Source organism: Pseudomonas sp. FP818 (genome assembly GCF_030687335.1).
Classification (GTDB): Bacteria; Pseudomonadota; Gammaproteobacteria; order Pseudomonadales; family Pseudomonadaceae; genus Aquipseudomonas; species Aquipseudomonas shahriarae.
The window spans coordinates 5,626,984-5,643,884 of the sequence record NZ_CP117427.1; the positions used below are offsets into that span (position 1 = coordinate 5,626,984).

A 16,901-nucleotide genomic window follows, 5' to 3' on the forward strand; every position below is an offset into this window, starting at 1 on the left:
TTGCTATCGCGGGCAAGCCCACACACATTTGACCGAGCTTTCTAGAGGAGACCGGTTTGAAGGTGGGCTTGCCCGCGATGACACCCGCCCTCTCACCGCAACACTGGCAGACTGGTAGTGGACTTGATCTCCGACAGTGCCACAATCGAGTTGACCTCCTGTATCCCCGGCACCATCGACAGTTTCTCGAAGAAGAAACGCTCATATGCCTCGATATCCGAGGTGACAATGCGCAGTAGAAAATCCACCGACCCCATCAGCACATAACACTCCAGCACTTGCGGGAACCCGCGAATCGCCTCGGTGAATTCCGTGAAGTTGGAACGCCCGTGGGCGTTGAGTTTGACCTCGGCAAAGATCTGCGTGTTAAGGCCGATTTTCTTGCGGTCGAGCAACGTCACCTGGCCTCGAATCACCCCCTCCTCCTTGAGCCGCTGGATCCGTCGCCAGCAGGGCGACTGCGACAGGCCGACCTGTTCGGCAATCTGCGCGCTGGAGAGCGATGCGTCTTCCTGGAGCAGCGCCAGAATCCGGCGGTCGTAGATATCCAACTCACTGTGCATAAAAATACCTTTCAATCCATATTCTGCGAATTGTCTGATTCATTTATAAGGCATATCACTCCAACATAGATAAGAAATACCCCACAGCCCATGTAAAAATTTCTCCAGTCAAACTCGGAGAACGGCCATGCATTCAGTCCCCGCCAGCCCAGCCACGCGCCTCGACGCCTGGGCAGTCAGCAACAGCCATTGCCAGGCGCGCTATCAGATCCTCGCCGAGGCTGAACCCGATGTGCTGTGTCGGATCCTCAATTACTTCGCCTTGCAGTTTTTGGTGCCACAACAGGTGAGCGTGACACGCGACGAAGACCTGCTGAACATCGACGTGGTGATGGATGGCCTGAGCTGGCACCGCGCCCAGGTGATCGGCGAAAAACTTCGTAACCTGATCAGCGTGTGCTCGCTCGAACTGCAACCCGTTGAATCCACGAGGCTGCAAACCGTACAGGCAGTGGCGCAGTAAAAAGCGGCAACAACCCTCGGGGCGACAGCAACCAGGACCGGACTAGCCTTGGCGCTACCACTTGAAACCGCCCAGGAAACCACCATGCCCGCTGCGCCAGGAACTTCAGGATCGCAGGCTTTGCCTCGACGAACTGCTGCCCGCCCTCACCGCCCACGGCATGCTCGACAACGCCCTGGCCGAGCGCTTGCGGCGCACCCCGGGCAATGGCTTGCACCCGCTGGAATTGCTTGCCAACCAGTCACTGCCCGATCCCGCCCGGCCCGGCATGGCGCTGTCCCTGGAGCAACTGACGCAATGGCTCGCCAGTCATGTGGGGCAACCCTATCTGCGCATCGACCCGCTGAAAATCGACGTAGCAAGCATGGTGCCCCTGATGTCCCACGCCTTCGCCCAGCGCCACCATATCCTTGCCGTCGCCCTTGATCGCGACAGCGTGACGGTGGCCAGTGCCGAACCGTACCTGCGAGAGTGGGAGGCCGGCCTGGCCCACGTGTTGAAACGCTCGATCAAGCGCGTACTGGCCAACCCCCAGACGATCCGCAGTTGTACCCAGGAGTTCTTCCGGCTGGCCCGGTCGGTCAGCGGGGCCGACCAGACCACCCCCACGGCGGTCCCCGCCGAACAACTGCTGCACCTGGGTGCCGGCGACCAGGAGCCCGATGCCAACGATGCGCACATTGTCAACATTGTCGACTGGTTGCTGCAATTTGCCTTCGGCCAGCGCGCCAGCGATATCCATATCGAACCCGGCGGCGACCAGGGCCGCGTGCGTTTCCGTATTGATGGGTTGCTGCACGATGTCTATCAGTTTCCGCCCCAGGTCACGACCGCCGTGGTCAGCCGCCTGAAAAGCCTCGGCCGGATGAATGTCGCCGAGAAGCGCAAACCCCAGGATGGCCGGGTCAAGACCAAGACGCCCACGGGTATCGAAGTAGAACTGCGCCTTGCGACCCTGCCCACGGCCTTCGGCGAGAAGCTGGTGATGCGGATTTTCGATCCCCAGGTGCTGCTTCAGGACTTCCCCCAGTTGGGACTGTCGGCCGATGACCTGCAGCGCTGGCAACATATGACCGGCCAGGCCAACGGTATCATCCTGGTCACAGGCCCCACCGGATCAGGCAAGACCAGCACGCTCTATACCACCCTGCGACATCTGGCGACCCGCACGGTCAACCTGTGTACGGTGGAAGATCCGATCGAGATGGTGGAGCCGGCCTTCAACCAGATGCAGGTCCAGCACAATATCGACCTGACCTTTGCCAGCGGCATCCGCGCACTGATGCGCCAGGATCCGGACATCATCATGATCGGCGAGATCCGCGACCTGGAAACCGCTGAAATGGCGATCCAGGCGGCATTAACCGGCCACCTGGTGCTGTCGACCCTGCACACCAACGACGCCCCCAGCGCGATCAGTCGCCTGCTGGAACTGGGCATCCCCCATTACTTGATCAAGGCCACATTAATTGGGGTCATGGCCCAGCGTCTGGTGCGCCGGTTGTGCCCGCACTGTAAAAGCCCGGTGGCACTGAACCAGGACGATTGGCGCAGCGCCACCCAGTCCTGCACGCCGCCCCCCGCCAGCGTATACCGGGCCAACGGATGCGCAGAGTGTCGAGAAAGTGGCTATCGTGGACGCATCGGGGTCTACGAGATCATGCTGATGAATGATGCGGCGAAGGCCGTGGTCGGCGCCGATACCGATCTGCAGGCCTTGCGTCGCGAGGCGCTCAAGGGCGGCATGCACAGCCTGCGATTGTCAGGCGCCCACAAGGTTGCGGCGGGGCTGACCACCCTGGAAGAAGTGTTAAGGGTTACACCTGCGAACGAGTAAACCGCTCTTATCTGCGACAAGCCCGTTACAATCGACAGACCTCACGTTACCGCCACCACCAGACAAGGAATCGTTATGCAGATCGGAACAGTGCTTCTTCTCTTCGTAGGCTTGGCCATTGCCATCCTATTCATGGGCTTCAAGGTCGTACCCCAGGGCTACCAGTGGACAGTGGAGCGCTTCGGCCGCTACACCAATACGCTCAAGCCGGGCCTGAATATCATCATTCCGGTGATGGACCGCATCGGTCGCAAGATCAACGTCATGGAAAGCGTGCTGGATATTCCACCCCAGGAAGTGATTACCGCCGATAACGCCACGGTGCAGATCGACGCAGTGTGTTTCTTCCAGGTGGTGAACACCGCCCAGGCGGCGTACGAGGTGAACAACCTCGAACATGCGATCCGCAACCTGCTGCAAACCAATATCCGTACGGTGCTCGGCTCCATGGAGCTGGACGCCATGCTCAGCCAGCGCGACGGCATCAACGAGAAGCTGCTGCGCACGGTCGATGAAGCCACTGCTCCCTGGGGCATCAAGATCACCCGTATCGAGATCAAGGACATCAGCCCGCCTGCCGACTTGATGGCTGCCATGTCCGGTCAGATGAAGGCCGAGCGGATCAAGCGTGCCCAGATCCTCGAAGCCGAAGGCCTGCGGGCTTCTGCAATCCTGACCGCTGAAGGCAAGAAACAGGCGCAGATCCTCGAGGCTGAAGGGGGTCGTCAGGCCGCGTTCCTCGAATCCGAAGCCCGTGAACGTCAGGCCGAGGCGGAAGCCCGCGCTACGCAGGTCGTGTCGGAAGCGATTGCCACCGGTAACGTGCAGGCCATCAACTACTTTGTCGCGCAGAAATACATTGATGCCCTGGGCAAGCTGGCCTCGGCCAACAACAGCAAAGTGATCCTGATGCCGCTGGAGGCCAGCCAGGTCATCGGCGCAGTGGGCGGCATCGGCGAAATCGTCAAGGCTACCTTCGACAACAAGAAAGCCTGAGGCCGGCACCATGTGGGAATTCCTGCAACACCTGTCGTTCTGGGATTGGCTGGCGCTGGGCACGGTGCTGTTGATTCTTGAAGTGTTTGGTGCCGGCGGTTATCTGCTGTGGATGGGGATCGCGGCGGCGGCCGTTGGCGTACTCAAGTTCCTGATTCCGGGGCTTGGGCTGGAACTGCAACTGCTACTGTTTGCCGTGCTGTCCATACTGACGGCGGTGTACTGGTGGAAGCGCCAGCGCAGCAGTGCCAAGGCCAGCGACCAGCCAGGGCTGAATATGCGCGGATCGGAGCTGGTTGGCCGCACCTTTGTGGTGCATCAGGCAATTATCGACGGCCGGGGCAAGATCAAGGTCGGTGACGGCGTCTGGATGGTCACCGGCCCCGATGCGCCTGCAGGGGCTCAAGTACGGGTGATTGGTCAGGACGGCGTGATTTTACGGATCGAAACTGTTTAGTCAGTCATGGAACTAGGCTGGGTTATCTACAATCAAACCGTTCAGATAACCCAGTCGGAGTCACCCATCATGCGTCTCAAATATGCTGTCGCCACCCTCGCCGTGCTCTCTCTCCCAGTTGGATCGGCCATGGCCGACAGCTTCTGGCGTAATGTCATCTCGTCCGGCGCCACCACCGGCTCCACGTACCTGACCTTCAAGGACCACAAGCTGGTAGTCGCCGCCCAGGACGACGCCGGTAGCTTCGTCGCCAGCGACGGCGGCATCCGTGGCCCTTACCTGGAAGCCGCCATGCAGAAAGTGCGTGCCGACAACCCCGGCCTGAAGGCCACTGACATGGAACTGGCCAACGCCATCCTGGCGAAGAACGCCATCGCCGCCGAGTAATACACGACACGCAAAAAAGCCGCTTATGAAGCGGCTTTTTTGCGCTCGTTGTCCCGTCCTGAATAAGGTTTACACCTTCTGACCTATCTTCAGGAGGAGTCAATGGAATCGGGCAAAAGGCGGAGCCAGCGTGACTACACGTTAGCCTTTAAATTATCGGTCGTAGACCAGGTCGAAAAGGGCGAGTTGAGTTATAAAGAGGCTCAACGGCGCTATGGCATCCAGGGCCGGTCCACGGTACTGGTCTGGTTACGCAAGTACGGCCGGCAGGACTGGAGCCAAGGCGCCTCAATTCGAGAGCCGAGGAGCAGGTCCATGACCGAGCCAACCCTCCCGCTGACCCCCGAGCAGCGGATCAAAGAACTCGAAGAACAGCTGGCGCTAAGCAATCAGAAAGCGCAATTCTTCGAAGCCGTCGTGAATGTTCTGAAGAATGACTACGGTGTTTCCGTCGTAAAAAAGCGACCCGGCAAGTCCTCTCGCAAGGGCAAATCCAAGGCCTGAGCATCACCAGGGCTTGCCTGTTCATGGGCATTTCGCGCCAAGCGTATTACCAACGCAATCGGGCTTTCGACGAGAGAGCTCGTCAAGATCAAGAAGTCATGGACTTTGTTCTTGAAAAGCGCCGCCGTCAGCCTCGGATAGGCACGCGCAAGCTGCATTACCTGATGAGCGTCGAAGTTGGCGCATCAGTGCGGGTCGGCAGAGACCGCCTGTTTAGCATCCTGCGCAATGCTCGAAAACTGGTTGTGCGCAAACGGGCTTACCACAAAACGACGGACAGTCATCACCGCTTTCGCCGCCATCCCAACCTGCTCAAAGCAGGTCAGGAGCAGGTCGTGGCCAATAGGCCAGAACAGGTCTGGGTTGCAGACATAACCTACCTGCCGACACAGGAAAGCGTGGCTTATGTGAGCCTGGTGACAGACGCCTACTCACGCAAGATCGTAGGCCATCATGTGCATGAGAGCTTGCATACCGAGTCGGTGATCAAAGCGATGGAAAAGGCCGTTGGCGAACGCCGAAGCACGCTGCCACTGATCCATCACTCAGACCGCGGAGCCCAATACTGCTCTGAGCTTTATCAACGCTTGCACGCTAGTCATGGCGTCAGATGCTCAATGACCGACGGCTATGACTGCTACCAGAATGCTCTGGCAGAGAGGATAAACGGCATTTTGAAGACCGAGTTCCTGCTGTATCGCCCTAAAAATCTGGCGGACGCAGTGAAAATGGTGGATGAGTCGGTGCTGATCTACAACGGGGAACGGCCACACCTGTCCCTGAAATACAAAACGCCCGATGCAGTGCATCGGGCGTTTTGAGACTGAAATAGGTGTAAACCTATTTCAGGACTAGACACGTCGTTCGACGATTCGTTCACGGACGACAGGCTATATTCAGTTGCCCCGTGCGACGATGCCGGGGTTGATATGAGCTTTTATTCTTAGTTCTTCTTAAAACGGATGCCTTCAACGTCATGAGCCAACTGCCCTTCCTGCCGTTTTCAAAACCTACCATTGATGAAGCCACCATCGCGGCGGTCGGTGATGTGTTGCGTTCCGGCTGGATCACCAGCGGGCCCAAGGTGCAGGCGTTCGAAGCGCAGCTGTCGGAATATTTTGGCGGCCGGCCGGTACGCACCTTCAACTCCGGCACCTGCACCATGGAGATTGCCTTGCGCATCGCCGGTGTCGGGCCGGGGGATGAAGTGATCACCACGCCGATTTCCTGGGTGGCAACGGCCAATGTGATTCTGGAGGTGGGCGCCACGCCGGTGTTTGCCGATATTGATCCGGTGACCCGCAATATCGACCTGGCCCGACTGGAAGCGGCTATTACGCCGCGCACCAAGGCGATCATCCCGGTGTACCTGGCCGGCCTGCCGCTGGACATGCCGATGCTTTACGCGCTGGCCAACAAGTACGGTCTGCGGATCATCGAGGATGCCGCCCAGGCGCTGGGCTCCCGTTGGGATGGCCAGCGCATTGGCGCCACCGGGGATTTTGTCTCGTTCAGTTTCCAGGCGAACAAGAACATCACCTGTTCCGAAGGCGGTTGCCTGGTATTGAACAATGCTGAGGAGGCGCGCCTGGCAGAGAAGTACCGCCTGCAAGGCGTGACCCGCAGCGGGTTTGATGGCCTGGACGTGGATGTATTGGGCGGCAAGTTCAACATGACCGATATCGCCGCCGCCATTGGCCTGGGCCAGTTTGCCCATATCGAGCAGATAACTGCCCATCGCCAAGCGCTGGCCCGGCATTATTTCGAGTGTTTTGGCAGCGACTTCGAGACAACGTACGGCGCACAATTACCGCCTGCGGACTTTGAAAACAGCAACTGGCACCTGTTCCAACTGGTACTGCCTGAGCGTGGGGATGGCCTGCCGGCCCGCGCCACGTTTATGGAGCGCATGCAGGCTCAGGGCGTGGGCATCGGCTATCACTACCCACCGATCCACTTGCTGAGTTTGTATCGGGCACAGGGATTCAGGGAAGGCATGTTCCCGGTAGCGGAAAAAGTCGGGCGTTTGATTGTGTCGTTGCCGATGTTTACAGCGATGACCAAGGCGGATGTGGAGCGTGCTGTCGCAGCGGTGAAGCAGGCGCTCAAGCCCTGACCTTTGCAGGAGCCGGCTTGCCGGCTCCTGCAGGGGGCGGTGTTATTCGCCGATGGCGGCTTTATAGCCAGCGGCATCCAGCAGCTTGTCCAGTTCGGCGGCATTGCTTGGCTTGACCTTGAAGATCCAGGCCTCGTACGGCTTGTCATTGAGCGACTCAGGGGCATCGGCCAACGCCTCGTTGACCGCAATCACTTCGCCCGACACTGGCGAATAAATATCCGAAGCAGCCTTCACCGACTCCACAACGCCTGCTGCGTCGCCTGCAGCGAACACTTTGCCCACCTCAGCCAACTCAACAAAAACCACATCACCCAATGCTTCCTGGGCGTGATCGGAGATCCCGACGGTCACACTGCCGTCAGCTTCCAGGCGTGCCCATTCGTGGCTTTCGGCAAAACGTAGTGCGGCAGGGATATCGCTCATAGTCTGTGTCCTCAAAAAGAAATGTCAGCGGCCATTGGCCCGGAAAAGATTAGATCAAGGTTTTACCATGGCGCACGAAGGTCGGTTTGACCACTCGCACCGGGTACCACTTACCGCGAATTTCTACCTCGGCACGGTCGGCGGTTGCCATCGGTACACGCGCCAGGGCAATGGATTTGCTCAGCGTAGGAGAGAAACTACCACTGGTGATCTCTCCTTCGCCAACATTGGCGATACGAACCACTTGATGAGCGCGCAAAACCCCGCGTTCTTCCAGCACCAGGCCTACCAGTTTGAGCTGCACCCCGGCCGCACGCTCGGCTTCCAGGGCGGCGCGCCCGATGAAATCGCGGCTGACGGGTTCCCAGGCGATGCTCCAGGCCATGTTGGCGGCCAACGGTGACACATTCAGGTGGATATCCTGGCCGTAGAGGTTCATGCCGGCCTCCAGGCGCAGGGTATCGCGAGCACCGAGGCCGATGGGCGAGATGCCCGCGCCTACCAGGTCGTTGAAAAACCCCGGGGCCTGATCGGCAGGCAGGACGATTTCCAGGCCATCTTCGCCGGTATAGCCCGTGCGCGCGATAAACCAGTCACCGTCGGCACGCCCCTCGAAAGGCTTGAGCTGTTGGATCAACACGCCGCGAGACTGGGTGACCAACTCGGCAATCTTGTGCCGGGCCTGGGGACCCTGGATCGCCAGCATGGCCAGGTCCGGGCGTTCGCGCATCTGCACCTGGTAGCTGCCCAACTGGCTCTGCATCCAGGCGATATCCTGGTCGCGGGTGGCCGCATTGACCACCAGCCGGTAACCCTCTTCGGTGCGGTAGACAATCATGTCGTCCACCACCCCGCCCTGCTCGTTGAGCATGGCGCTGTACAACGCATGGCCGCAGCCATGCAAACGATCGACATCATTGGCCAACAGGTACTGCAGCCATTCCCTGGCCTGCAGGCCCGAGATATCGATCACGGTCATGTGGGAAACATCAAACACCCCGCAGTCACGGCGCACCTGATGGTGCTCCTCGACTTGCGAGCCGTAGTGCAGAGGCATATCCCAACCGCCAAAATCGACCATTTTCGCGCCAAGGGCGAGATGCAGGTCATACAGAGGCGTACGCTGTCCCATGGGTTTCTCCTTCCGGGCGTGGCGAAGGTGCGGACGGTTGCTGTTCGGGCTACACACCTTGAAATACAAGGCTTGCAGCCACAATCAGCAACCCAACCCGAAAGACGGGCCGCACCGAATGCCGCGCATTGTAGCCTCAAGCCGTAGGACTGACACCTAACCGATTCGTCGCGCCGAACGTCGGATCAAGCCGATGACCGGCAACAGGCCGACCAACACCAGGGTCAGGGCGGGCAAGGAGGCGCGCGCCCACTCGCCTTCGCTGGTCATCTCAAAGATGCGTACCGCCAGCGTATCCCAGCCGAACGGGCGCATCAGCAGGGTCGCGGGCATTTCCTTGAGCACATCGACAAACACCAGCAGCGCGGCGCTCAAGGTGCCGGGCAACAACAGTGGCAGATACACTTTGCAAAACAGTCGTGGCCCACTGACCCCCAGGCTGCGCGCTGCTTCCGGCAAGGACGGGCGGATGCGCGCCAGGCTGTTTTCCAGTGGACCGTAGGCCACGGCCAGGAAGCGCACCAGATAGGCCATCAGCAGCGCCGACAGGCTGCCCAACAGCAACGGTTTGCCAGCACCGCCCAGCCAACTGGACACAGGGATCACCAACTCGCGATCCAAATAGCTGAACGCCAGCATGATCGACACCGCCAATACCGAACCCGGCAAGGCGTAGCCCAGGTTGCCCAGGCTGACCCCGGCGCGGATGGCGCGGGTTGGCGCCAGGCGGTTGGCAAACGCCAGCAGCAACGCCACGCTCACTGTGATCAACGCGGCCATGCCACCCAGGTAAAGGGTATGCATGATCAGCCCGGCGTAGCGCTCATCGAGGTCGAAACGCCCGCGCTGCCAGAACCAGGCCAGCAGCTGAAGCATCGGGATGACAAAGGCGCAGGCAAACACCAGGGCGCACCAGCCAGTGGCGGCGGCGGCCTTGAAGCCACTCAGGTGATAGAGCGCCTTGCCCCGCGGTCGCTCGTTGCTCGGGCGGCTGGCGCCACGGGCCCGGCGCTCGCCGTAGAGCACCAGCATCACCACCAACAGCAGCAGGCTCGCCAGTTGCGCGGCGCTGGACAGGCTGAAAAAGCCATACCAGGTCTTGTAGATGGCGGTGGTGAACGTGTCGAAATTGAACACCGACACCGCGCCGAAATCCGCCAGGGTTTCCATCAACGCCAGGGCCACGCCGGCGCCGATAGCCGGGCGCGCCATGGGCAGGGCCACCCGCCAGAACGCCTGCCAGGGTGATTGGCCCAACACCCGCGCCGCTTCCATCAACCCCTTGCCCTGGGCCAGAAAGGCGGTGCGCGCCAGCAGGTAGACGTAGGGATAGAACACCAGCACCAGCACGATGATCACGCCACTGGTGGAGCGCACGCGCGGCAGGCGCAGGCCCGTGCCGAACCACTCGCGCAGCAGGGTTTGTACCGGCCCGGAGAAGTCCAGCAGGCCGACGAAGACAAACGCCAGGACATAGGCCGGGATGGCAAACGGCAGCATCAACGCCCAGTCCAGCCAACGCCGGCCGGGGAACTCACAGAGGCTGGTCAGCCACGCCAGGCTCACGCCCAGCACCGTTACACCGACCCCGACGCCCAGCACCAGGGTCAAGGTGTTGCCCAGCAGACGCGGCATCTGGGTGTCCCACAGGTGCGACCAGATTTGCGTGTCGATGCTTTGCCAGGACAGCAACAACACGCTCAACGGCAGCAGCACCAGGGCGGCGACAGTGAAGACTGGCAGGTACCAGCGGCGTTGGGCGGGGTGGGCCAAAAGGAATTCTCAAGCAGTGGATGATGTGGAAACCTGCACAAAGCACTGTGGGAGCGGGCTTGTGTGGGAGCTGGCTTGCCTGCGATGCAGACACCTCGGTTTATCAGCGATACCGGGGTGATGCTATCGCAGGCAAGCCAGCTCCCACACAAGCCGCTCCCACACTAGAACTGCGGCGTCCTACAAATTGTACTCAGTTCCAGCCCGCACGATCCATCAGGCGAATCGCCTCGGCCTGGCGCTTGCCCGCCACTTCCACCGGCAGGGTGTCAGCCTTGAACTTGCCCCAGCTCGCCACTTCAGCCGAGGGTTCTACCGCCGGGTTGGCCGGGAACTCCTGGTTGACGTCGGCAAAGATCTTCTGCGCCTCAGGCGTAGTCATCCACTCCACCAGAGCCTTGGCGGCTTCCGGGTGCGGGGCGTACTTGGTCAGGCCAATGCCCGACAGGTTGACGTGCACGCCACGGTCGCCCTGGTTCGGCCAGAACAATTTGACTGCCAGCTTCGGGTCCTGCTTGTGCAGGCGGCCGTAGTAGTAAGTGTTAACGATCCCCACGTCGCACTGCCCGGCGTTGATTGCCTGCAATACCGCGACGTCATCGGAGAAGACATCGGTGGACAGGTTATTGACCCAGCCCTTGATGAGTTCTTCGGTCTTTTCTGCGCCATGGGTCTCGATCAGGGTGGCGGTCAGCGACTGGTTGTAGACCTTTTTAGCGGTGCGCAGGCACAGGCGGCCTTCCCATTGCTTGTCAGCCAGGGCTTCGTAGGTGGTCAGCTCTGCCGGTTTCACGCGGTCGGTGGAGTACGCGATGGTCCGCGCCCGCAGGCTCAAGCCGGTCCAGGCGTGGCTGGAAGCGCGATATTGCGCAGGGATGTTGGCGTCGATCACCTTGGAGGTGAACGGCTGCAGGATGCCCATCTGCTCGGCTTGCCAGAGGTTGCCAGCATCGACGGTCAGCAGCAGGTCGGCGGTGGCGTTCTGGCCTTCGGCCTTGATGCGCTGCATCAGCGGCGCTTCCTTGTCGGTGATGAACTTCACCTGCACCCCGGTTTTCTTGGTGTAGGCGTCGAACACCGGCTTGATCAACTCGTCGATACGAGAGGAGTAGACCACCACTTCGTCAGCCGCCTGGGCGGTGGTGCTGGCGATAAGGGTGAGTGCCAGGGCAGTCAGGAGGCGCTTGGGTGCCAACATAGGTGCGGTCTCTCGTAGGAAAAGTGAGCGCAAATGATAAGGACTCACATTTAGCATCTCAACCGAACACTGGCCGGAGGAGTTACGAGATGTTGCACGAATGCCATTTAAGGTGCGACAGAAGGCCTCAGGCCTTGGCCAGATCCGGCAGGTCTCCGGTCAAGCCCAATGCCTGGCGCACAAACAGCGCCTTGGCCTCGGGCATCTGGTCGACCATCTTCAGCCCCGCATTGCGCAACCAGCGCAATGGCAACTGGTCAGCCTGGAACAACCGTTCAAAGCCCTCCATCGCCGCCATCAGCGCCAGGTTGTGCGGCATGCGTCGACGCTCGTAGCGACTGAGCACCTTCACATCCGCCAAGTGCTCACCGCGCTCGCACGCCTTTAGCAGCACCTCGGCCAACACGGCGGCATCGAGGAACCCCAGATTCACCCCCTGCCCCGCCAATGGGTGGATAACGTGGGCAGCATCACCAATCAGCGCCAGGCCTTCGGCGACGTAGCGCTTGGCGTGGCGCTGGCGCAGCGGTACGCACAGACGCGGGTCGGCGCTGACCACGCTGCCGAGGCGCCCTTCAAAAGCGCGCTCCAGTTCGCGGCAGAAGCTGTCGTCGTCCAGGGCCATCAGGCGTTCGGACTCACTTGGCGTGGTCGACCAGACGATCGAGCACCAATCTTCCTGGCCATCTCGTACCAGCGGCAGGAACGCCAGCGGACCATGGTCGGTGAAGCGCTGCCAGGCGGTACGCTGGTGCGGCTGGCTGCTGCGTACGCTGGTGACGATGGCGTGGTGCAGGTAATCCCATTCGCGGGTGGCGGTGCCGGTCAGGCGACGCACAGCCGAGTTGGCGCCGTCGGCGGCGATCACCAGCGGCGCGCGCAAAGTGCGGCCATCGGCCAGGGTCAGCAGCCAGTCATCGCCGGAGCGGCGCATCTGCTCCAGGCGTGCATTGGCCAGCAGGCCCAGGTCGCAGTCGTGCAGGCGCTCAAGCAGGGCGTCCTGGACCACGCGGTTTTCGACGATATGCCCCAGCACCTCGGCATGCACACTGGCCGCCGAAAAGTGGATCTGCCCGGTGCCGCTGCCATCCCACACCTGCATCTCGCCGTAGGGGCTGGCGCGGCGGCTGGCGATGCCATCCCACACACCCAGGCGGTCGAGGATGCGCTGGCTGGCGGCCGACAAGGCGCTCACCCGCGGTTCAAACGGCGCATCGGCGTCGAATGGCTTGACGCTCATTGGGCTGCCGTCGAGCAGCAGCACCTGCAGGCCACTGCCCTGCAACGCCAGCGCCAGGGCGCTTCCGACCATTCCGGCCCCGACAATCAGCACATCTGCGCGCATGTCCATGCTTTATGCCTGTCTCGCTGGCGGCTTGCGCCGCACGTAAAGGGTTTTGTCGACTCGCGCCACCAGGGTGCCGGAGCCGTCGTGAATCTGCACCTTGAGGTGCGGCAAGTATTTCTCGCCGCCCTCGGTCTGCCGTCGCACCTCATCGAGCAAGGCCTGGTCGATGGAGAATTCGGCAAACACCGGGCCTTTGCCCGGCGAGATGAAATCAATGGTCGCGGCCTTGTCCCAGACGATGTAGTCGCGCCCCAGGTTCTCCATCAGCATCAGCATGTAGAACGGGTCGACCATCGAGTACAGGCTGCCGCCAAATTGCGTACCGACGTAATTGCGGTTGTACCAGCCCAGGCCCATGCGCACCTTCACCTGACGAAAATCAGCGCTCATGTGCTGCACACGGACGCCTGCGCCCAGATACGGCGGATACAGGGTCATGATCCAGCGCAACAACCGCGCCTTGCCCAGGCGCTCCGTCAGCCACTTACGCATCGGGACGCGTGCCCAGGCCCATGGCCTGCCGGGCGAACCAGCGCTTGGCCGGCGGCAACAGGTCCAGGCCCAGCAGGCCGAGGTTGCGGCCCATGGCGACCAGCGGCTGGCCGCTGCCAAACAGGCGGGTGACCTGGTCGGAAAAGCCCACGGTCAACTGCTGGTCCAGGCGCTGGCGTTCGCGGTAGGCCTGCAAGGTCGCCAGGTCACCCGGCACTTGCGGCCCGGCCAACAGGGCCTCGGCCAGCGCATAGGCATCGCGCAGCGACAGATTGAAACCCTGGCCGGCAATCGGGTGCAAGCTGTGGGCCGCGTTGCCGAGGATCACCAGGTGCGAGCGCACTTGCTCCTCGGCCTCCACCAGGGTCAGCGGATACAAGTGGCGCGCGCCAACCTGTTTCAAGGTGCCCAGGCGATAACCAAACACGCCCTGCAACTCGCTGAGAAAACTGCGTTCATCCAGTTGCGCCAAGCGCTGGGCGTCCATGCCGACGCGGGTCCAGACCAGTGCGCAACGGTTGTCTGCCAGCGGCAGCAAGGCCATCGGGCCTTCGTCGGTGAAACGCTCGAAAGCCTCGCCGTTATGGGCTTCGCTGGGGGTGATGTTGGCGATCAGGGCGCTCTGGTTGTAAGGCCGTTGCTTGACGCCAATGCCCAACTGCTCGCGCAGGCCGGAGCGGCCACCATCGGCCAGTACCGCGAGATCGCACTCGATGACAGTTTCATCGTTGAGGGTCAGGCGGTAGCCGTCGGCCAGCGGTTCCATGCGGCTGACTTCTGCAGGGCAACGCCAACTGATCACGTCCTTGTCCAGGCCTTGCCACAGGCACTGCCCGAGCCAGGCGTTTTCCACCACATAGCCCAGGGCCGGTACGCCCTCTTCGAGCGCCGACAAGCGCGCGGTAGAGAAGCGCCCACGGTCGGAAACATGGATCTGCTTGATCGGCTCGGCGCGCCGGGAAATGTCTTGCCACACACCCAGGCGCTGGTAGATCTGTCGCGCGCCAAAGGACAGTGCCGAGGAACGTGCGTCGTAGCTCGGCTGGTAGCTGTCGCCGGGGGCAAAGGGTTCGATCAGCACGATCTTCCAACCGCGAGCCTTGGCCCCGGCCTGCAACGCCAGCGCCAAGCTGGCGCCCACCAGGCCGCCACCGATAATCGCCAGGTTGACCCGGCTCATCGGGCGGCCGCCATCAGTGCTTCAATCTCGGCCACGGTCTTGGGCACGCCACCGGTCAGAATTTCACAGCCTTGCTTGGTCACCACCACGTCATCCTCGATGCGCACGCCTATGCCACGCCATTTCTTTGCCACATTCTGGTTATCCGGGGCAATGTAGATGCCCGGCTCCACGGTCAGGGCCATGCCCACTTCCAGCACCCGCCACTCGCCGCCGACCTTGTACTCGCCCACATCATGCACATCCATGCCCAGCCAGTGCCCGGCGCGGTGCATATAGAACGCCTTGTAGGCTTCGCTGGCGATCAACTCGTCCACCTCACCTTGCAACAAGCCCAGCTTCACCAGCCCGGCGGTGATGACGTGCACCGTCGCCTCATGGGCCTGGTTCCAGTGTTTGTTCGGCGCGATCTGCGCAAAGGCGGCTTCCTGGGAGGCCAGCACCACTTCGTAGATCGCCTTCTGCTCGGCGGAAAACTTGCCGTTGACCGGCCAGGTACGGGTGATATCGCTGGCATAGCAGTCGATTTCACAACCGGCGTCGATCAGCACCAGGTCACCGTCCTTGAGCACCGCATCATTCTGCTGGTAGTGCAGGATGCAGCTGTTGCGCCCCGAAGCGACGATGGAGCCATAGGCCGGCATCTTCGCCCCGCCCCGGCGGAACTCGTAGTCCAGCTCGGCTTCCAGGCTGAATTCATGCAACCCCGGGCGGCTGGCCTGCATTGCCCGGATATGGGCCGCGCAGGAAATCCGTGCGGCTTCGCGCATGACCTTCACTTCTGCGGCGGATTTATACAGGCGCATGTCGTGCAGCAGATGATCCAGGGCAACGAATTCGTTCGGCGGCTGCGCACCGAGGTGCGCCTTGGAGCGGATCACGTTGATCCACTCCATCAGGTGCCGGTCGAACTCGGCATTGCTGCCCATGGCCGAATACACCCGGTCGCGACCTTCGATCAGGCCGGGCAGGATGTCGTCGATATCGGTGATCGGGAAGGCATCGTCGGCGCCGTATTCGCGAATCGCGCCTTCGGTACCGGCGCGCAGGCCGTCCCACAATTCGCGCTCGGCATTGCGTTCACGGCAGAACAGCACGTACTCGCCGTGAATGCGCCCTGGCATCAACACAATCACTGCCTGGGGCTCGGGGAAGCCGCTCAGGTACTGGAAGTCGCTGTCCTGGCGGTAGACGTGTTCGACATCACGGTTGCGGATCGCCACGGCGGCGGCCGGCAGGATCGCGATGCTGTTGGGTTCCATCTGCGCCATGAGCGCCTTGCGGCGGCGGGTGTATTCCGCTTTGGGGATATGGATCATGGGCAGGTGGGTTCCCTCTCTTAGTGCAGCGACGGCTTGACTGCTGCGGGTTCAGCAGACTTTTTGGTCTCGGTGAACAGCAGCAGCGGCGCGACGCGCAGGTATTCCATGACTTCCATATAGTCGCCTTCGCCGTCTTCGGACTCTTCCAGGGCGTCTTGCACCTGGGAGATGGCTGCCAGGTCCTGCAACACTTCCTTGGCGTCGGTGCTCAACTCCAGGCCGCCGGCGTTCACGCCAAAGCCATGGAGGAAGCCCTGGCACCATTGACCCAGTGCAGCAGCACGCTCGGTGAGCGGCGCATCATCGGTTGGCAGCAGCAGGACTACGGTGACGTCATCACCGGTCAGCTCGCCTTTAACCATTTCTTGCAAGCCGATCAACGCGTTGCGCACGTTTTCGGTAGGCTCGGTTTCCAGCAGCTCGGCGACGTCGGCCAGCCAGTTGTCGGCGTCAAAGCCGACACCGGTGCAGCTACGGCCCAGCAGCACGCCATGCAGTTCGGCAGGCGAGCAAGGGTGACCGCTGGAGCTCAGCAGTTTGGAAAAAGCGTCGTACGGGGAATTCTGAATAGGCATGATGAGCTAGGCGCCAGGCGGCGCGATGTCTAGAATGAAGCGCTGTATCCTAGCACCGGCAGACGCACCCGACTATCAAGGGCGTCAGATCGTTTATCCTGCAGTTGCCATTCATCAGACAAATCCAGTGGA

General features: G+C 61.4%; 17 protein-coding genes. 7 read left to right on the forward strand and 10 right to left on the reverse strand.

The genetic code is table 11. From position 1 onward, the window contains the following. Positions 1-92: 92 nt before the first annotated feature. Positions 93-563, reverse strand: a complete 471-nt coding sequence (locus PSH80_RS25745) for an Lrp/AsnC family transcriptional regulator (RefSeq protein ID WP_057440435.1) — start codon at positions 561-563, stop codon at positions 93-95. A gap of 127 nt (positions 564-690) precedes the next feature. On the opposite strand from PSH80_RS25745, the gene PSH80_RS25750 reads away from it, so the two are divergent. From PSH80_RS25750 to PSH80_RS25780, 7 genes are all read left to right on the forward strand, one after another. Beyond that, positions 691-1,026, forward strand: coding sequence for a hypothetical protein (locus PSH80_RS25750; RefSeq protein WP_057960933.1), 336 nt, complete (start codon positions 691-693; stop codon positions 1,024-1,026). Positions 1,027-1,117: 91 nt separating this feature from the next. Further along, positions 1,118-2,863, forward strand: coding sequence for a GspE/PulE family protein (locus PSH80_RS25755; RefSeq protein WP_370693756.1), 1,746 nt, complete (start codon positions 1,118-1,120; stop codon positions 2,861-2,863). 75 nt (positions 2,864-2,938) lie between these two features. Next, positions 2,939-3,859 carry an SPFH domain-containing protein gene (locus tag PSH80_RS25760; RefSeq protein WP_027608388.1) on the forward strand — a complete coding sequence of 307 codons (921 nt, stop codon included), beginning with the start codon at positions 2,939-2,941 and terminating at the stop codon, positions 3,857-3,859. A gap of 10 nt (positions 3,860-3,869) precedes the next feature. Next, positions 3,870-4,316, forward strand: a complete 447-nt coding sequence (locus PSH80_RS25765; protein WP_120734313.1) for an NfeD family protein — start codon at positions 3,870-3,872, stop codon at positions 4,314-4,316. A 69-nt stretch (positions 4,317-4,385) separates the two neighbouring features. Continuing rightward, complete coding sequence (locus tag PSH80_RS25770) at positions 4,386-4,703, forward strand: DUF2388 domain-containing protein (protein ID WP_057440438.1); 318 nt, start codon at positions 4,386-4,388, stop codon at positions 4,701-4,703. Positions 4,704-4,805: 102 nt separating this feature from the next. Further along, positions 4,806-6,028 (forward strand): IS3 family transposase gene (locus PSH80_RS25775; RefSeq protein WP_162947727.1). Its coding sequence is split into 2 segments (ribosomal slippage): positions 4,806-5,157 and positions 5,157-6,028, totalling 1,224 coding nucleotides; the frame shifts between segments, so codons are not numbered across the junction. A 155-nt stretch (positions 6,029-6,183) separates the two neighbouring features. Beyond that, positions 6,184-7,323, forward strand: coding sequence for a DegT/DnrJ/EryC1/StrS aminotransferase family protein (locus PSH80_RS25780; RefSeq protein WP_057960935.1), 1,140 nt, complete (start codon positions 6,184-6,186; stop codon positions 7,321-7,323). Between the two features lie 42 nt (positions 7,324-7,365). Here the strand turns inward: PSH80_RS25780 and gcvH are convergent, their stop codons facing one another. The 9 genes from gcvH to PSH80_RS25825 form a co-directional block, all read right to left on the reverse strand. After that, complete coding sequence (gcvH, locus tag PSH80_RS25785) at positions 7,366-7,749, reverse strand: glycine cleavage system protein GcvH (RefSeq protein ID WP_057440440.1); 384 nt, start codon at positions 7,747-7,749, stop codon at positions 7,366-7,368. 49 nt (positions 7,750-7,798) lie between these two features. Continuing rightward, the gene (gene gcvT / locus PSH80_RS25790) at positions 7,799-8,881 is read right to left on the reverse strand and encodes a glycine cleavage system aminomethyltransferase GcvT (protein ID WP_120734314.1); all 1,083 of its coding nucleotides are present in this window, start codon (positions 8,879-8,881) and stop codon (positions 7,799-7,801) included. A gap of 156 nt (positions 8,882-9,037) precedes the next feature. Then, on the reverse strand, positions 9,038-10,654 hold the full coding sequence (locus tag PSH80_RS25795) for an iron ABC transporter permease (RefSeq protein WP_186624979.1): 1,617 nt from the start codon (positions 10,652-10,654) through the stop codon (positions 9,038-9,040). Positions 10,655-10,847: 193 nt separating this feature from the next. Beyond that, positions 10,848-11,852, reverse strand: a complete 1,005-nt coding sequence (locus tag PSH80_RS25800) for an extracellular solute-binding protein (protein ID WP_057440441.1) — start codon at positions 11,850-11,852, stop codon at positions 10,848-10,850. A gap of 127 nt (positions 11,853-11,979) precedes the next feature. Then, positions 11,980-13,197, reverse strand: a complete 1,218-nt coding sequence (locus PSH80_RS25805) for a 2-octaprenyl-3-methyl-6-methoxy-1,4-benzoquinol hydroxylase (protein ID WP_164844859.1) — start codon at positions 13,195-13,197, stop codon at positions 11,980-11,982. Positions 13,198-13,206: 9 nt separating this feature from the next. Next, complete coding sequence (locus PSH80_RS25810) at positions 13,207-13,692, reverse strand: DUF4442 domain-containing protein (RefSeq protein WP_057444198.1); 486 nt, start codon at positions 13,690-13,692, stop codon at positions 13,207-13,209. Beyond that, positions 13,685-14,872: a 2-octaprenyl-6-methoxyphenyl hydroxylase gene (ubiH, locus tag PSH80_RS25815; protein ID WP_057960939.1), complete on the reverse strand. Its 1,188-nt coding sequence runs from the start codon at positions 14,870-14,872 to the stop codon at positions 13,685-13,687. The genes PSH80_RS25810 and ubiH overlap by 8 nt, the downstream gene beginning before the upstream one ends. Further along, entirely contained in the window at positions 14,869-16,191 is a 1,323-nt protein-coding gene (gene pepP, locus PSH80_RS25820; RefSeq protein WP_057960940.1) for a Xaa-Pro aminopeptidase, read from the reverse strand. Before pepP ends, ubiH begins: the two co-directional genes overlap by 4 nt. A 20-nt stretch (positions 16,192-16,211) precedes the next feature. After that, a complete protein-coding gene (locus PSH80_RS25825) occupies positions 16,212-16,769 on the reverse strand; it encodes a YecA family protein (protein ID WP_057440443.1) in 558 nt (185 codons plus the stop codon). Positions 16,770-16,901: the final 132 nt, after the last annotated feature.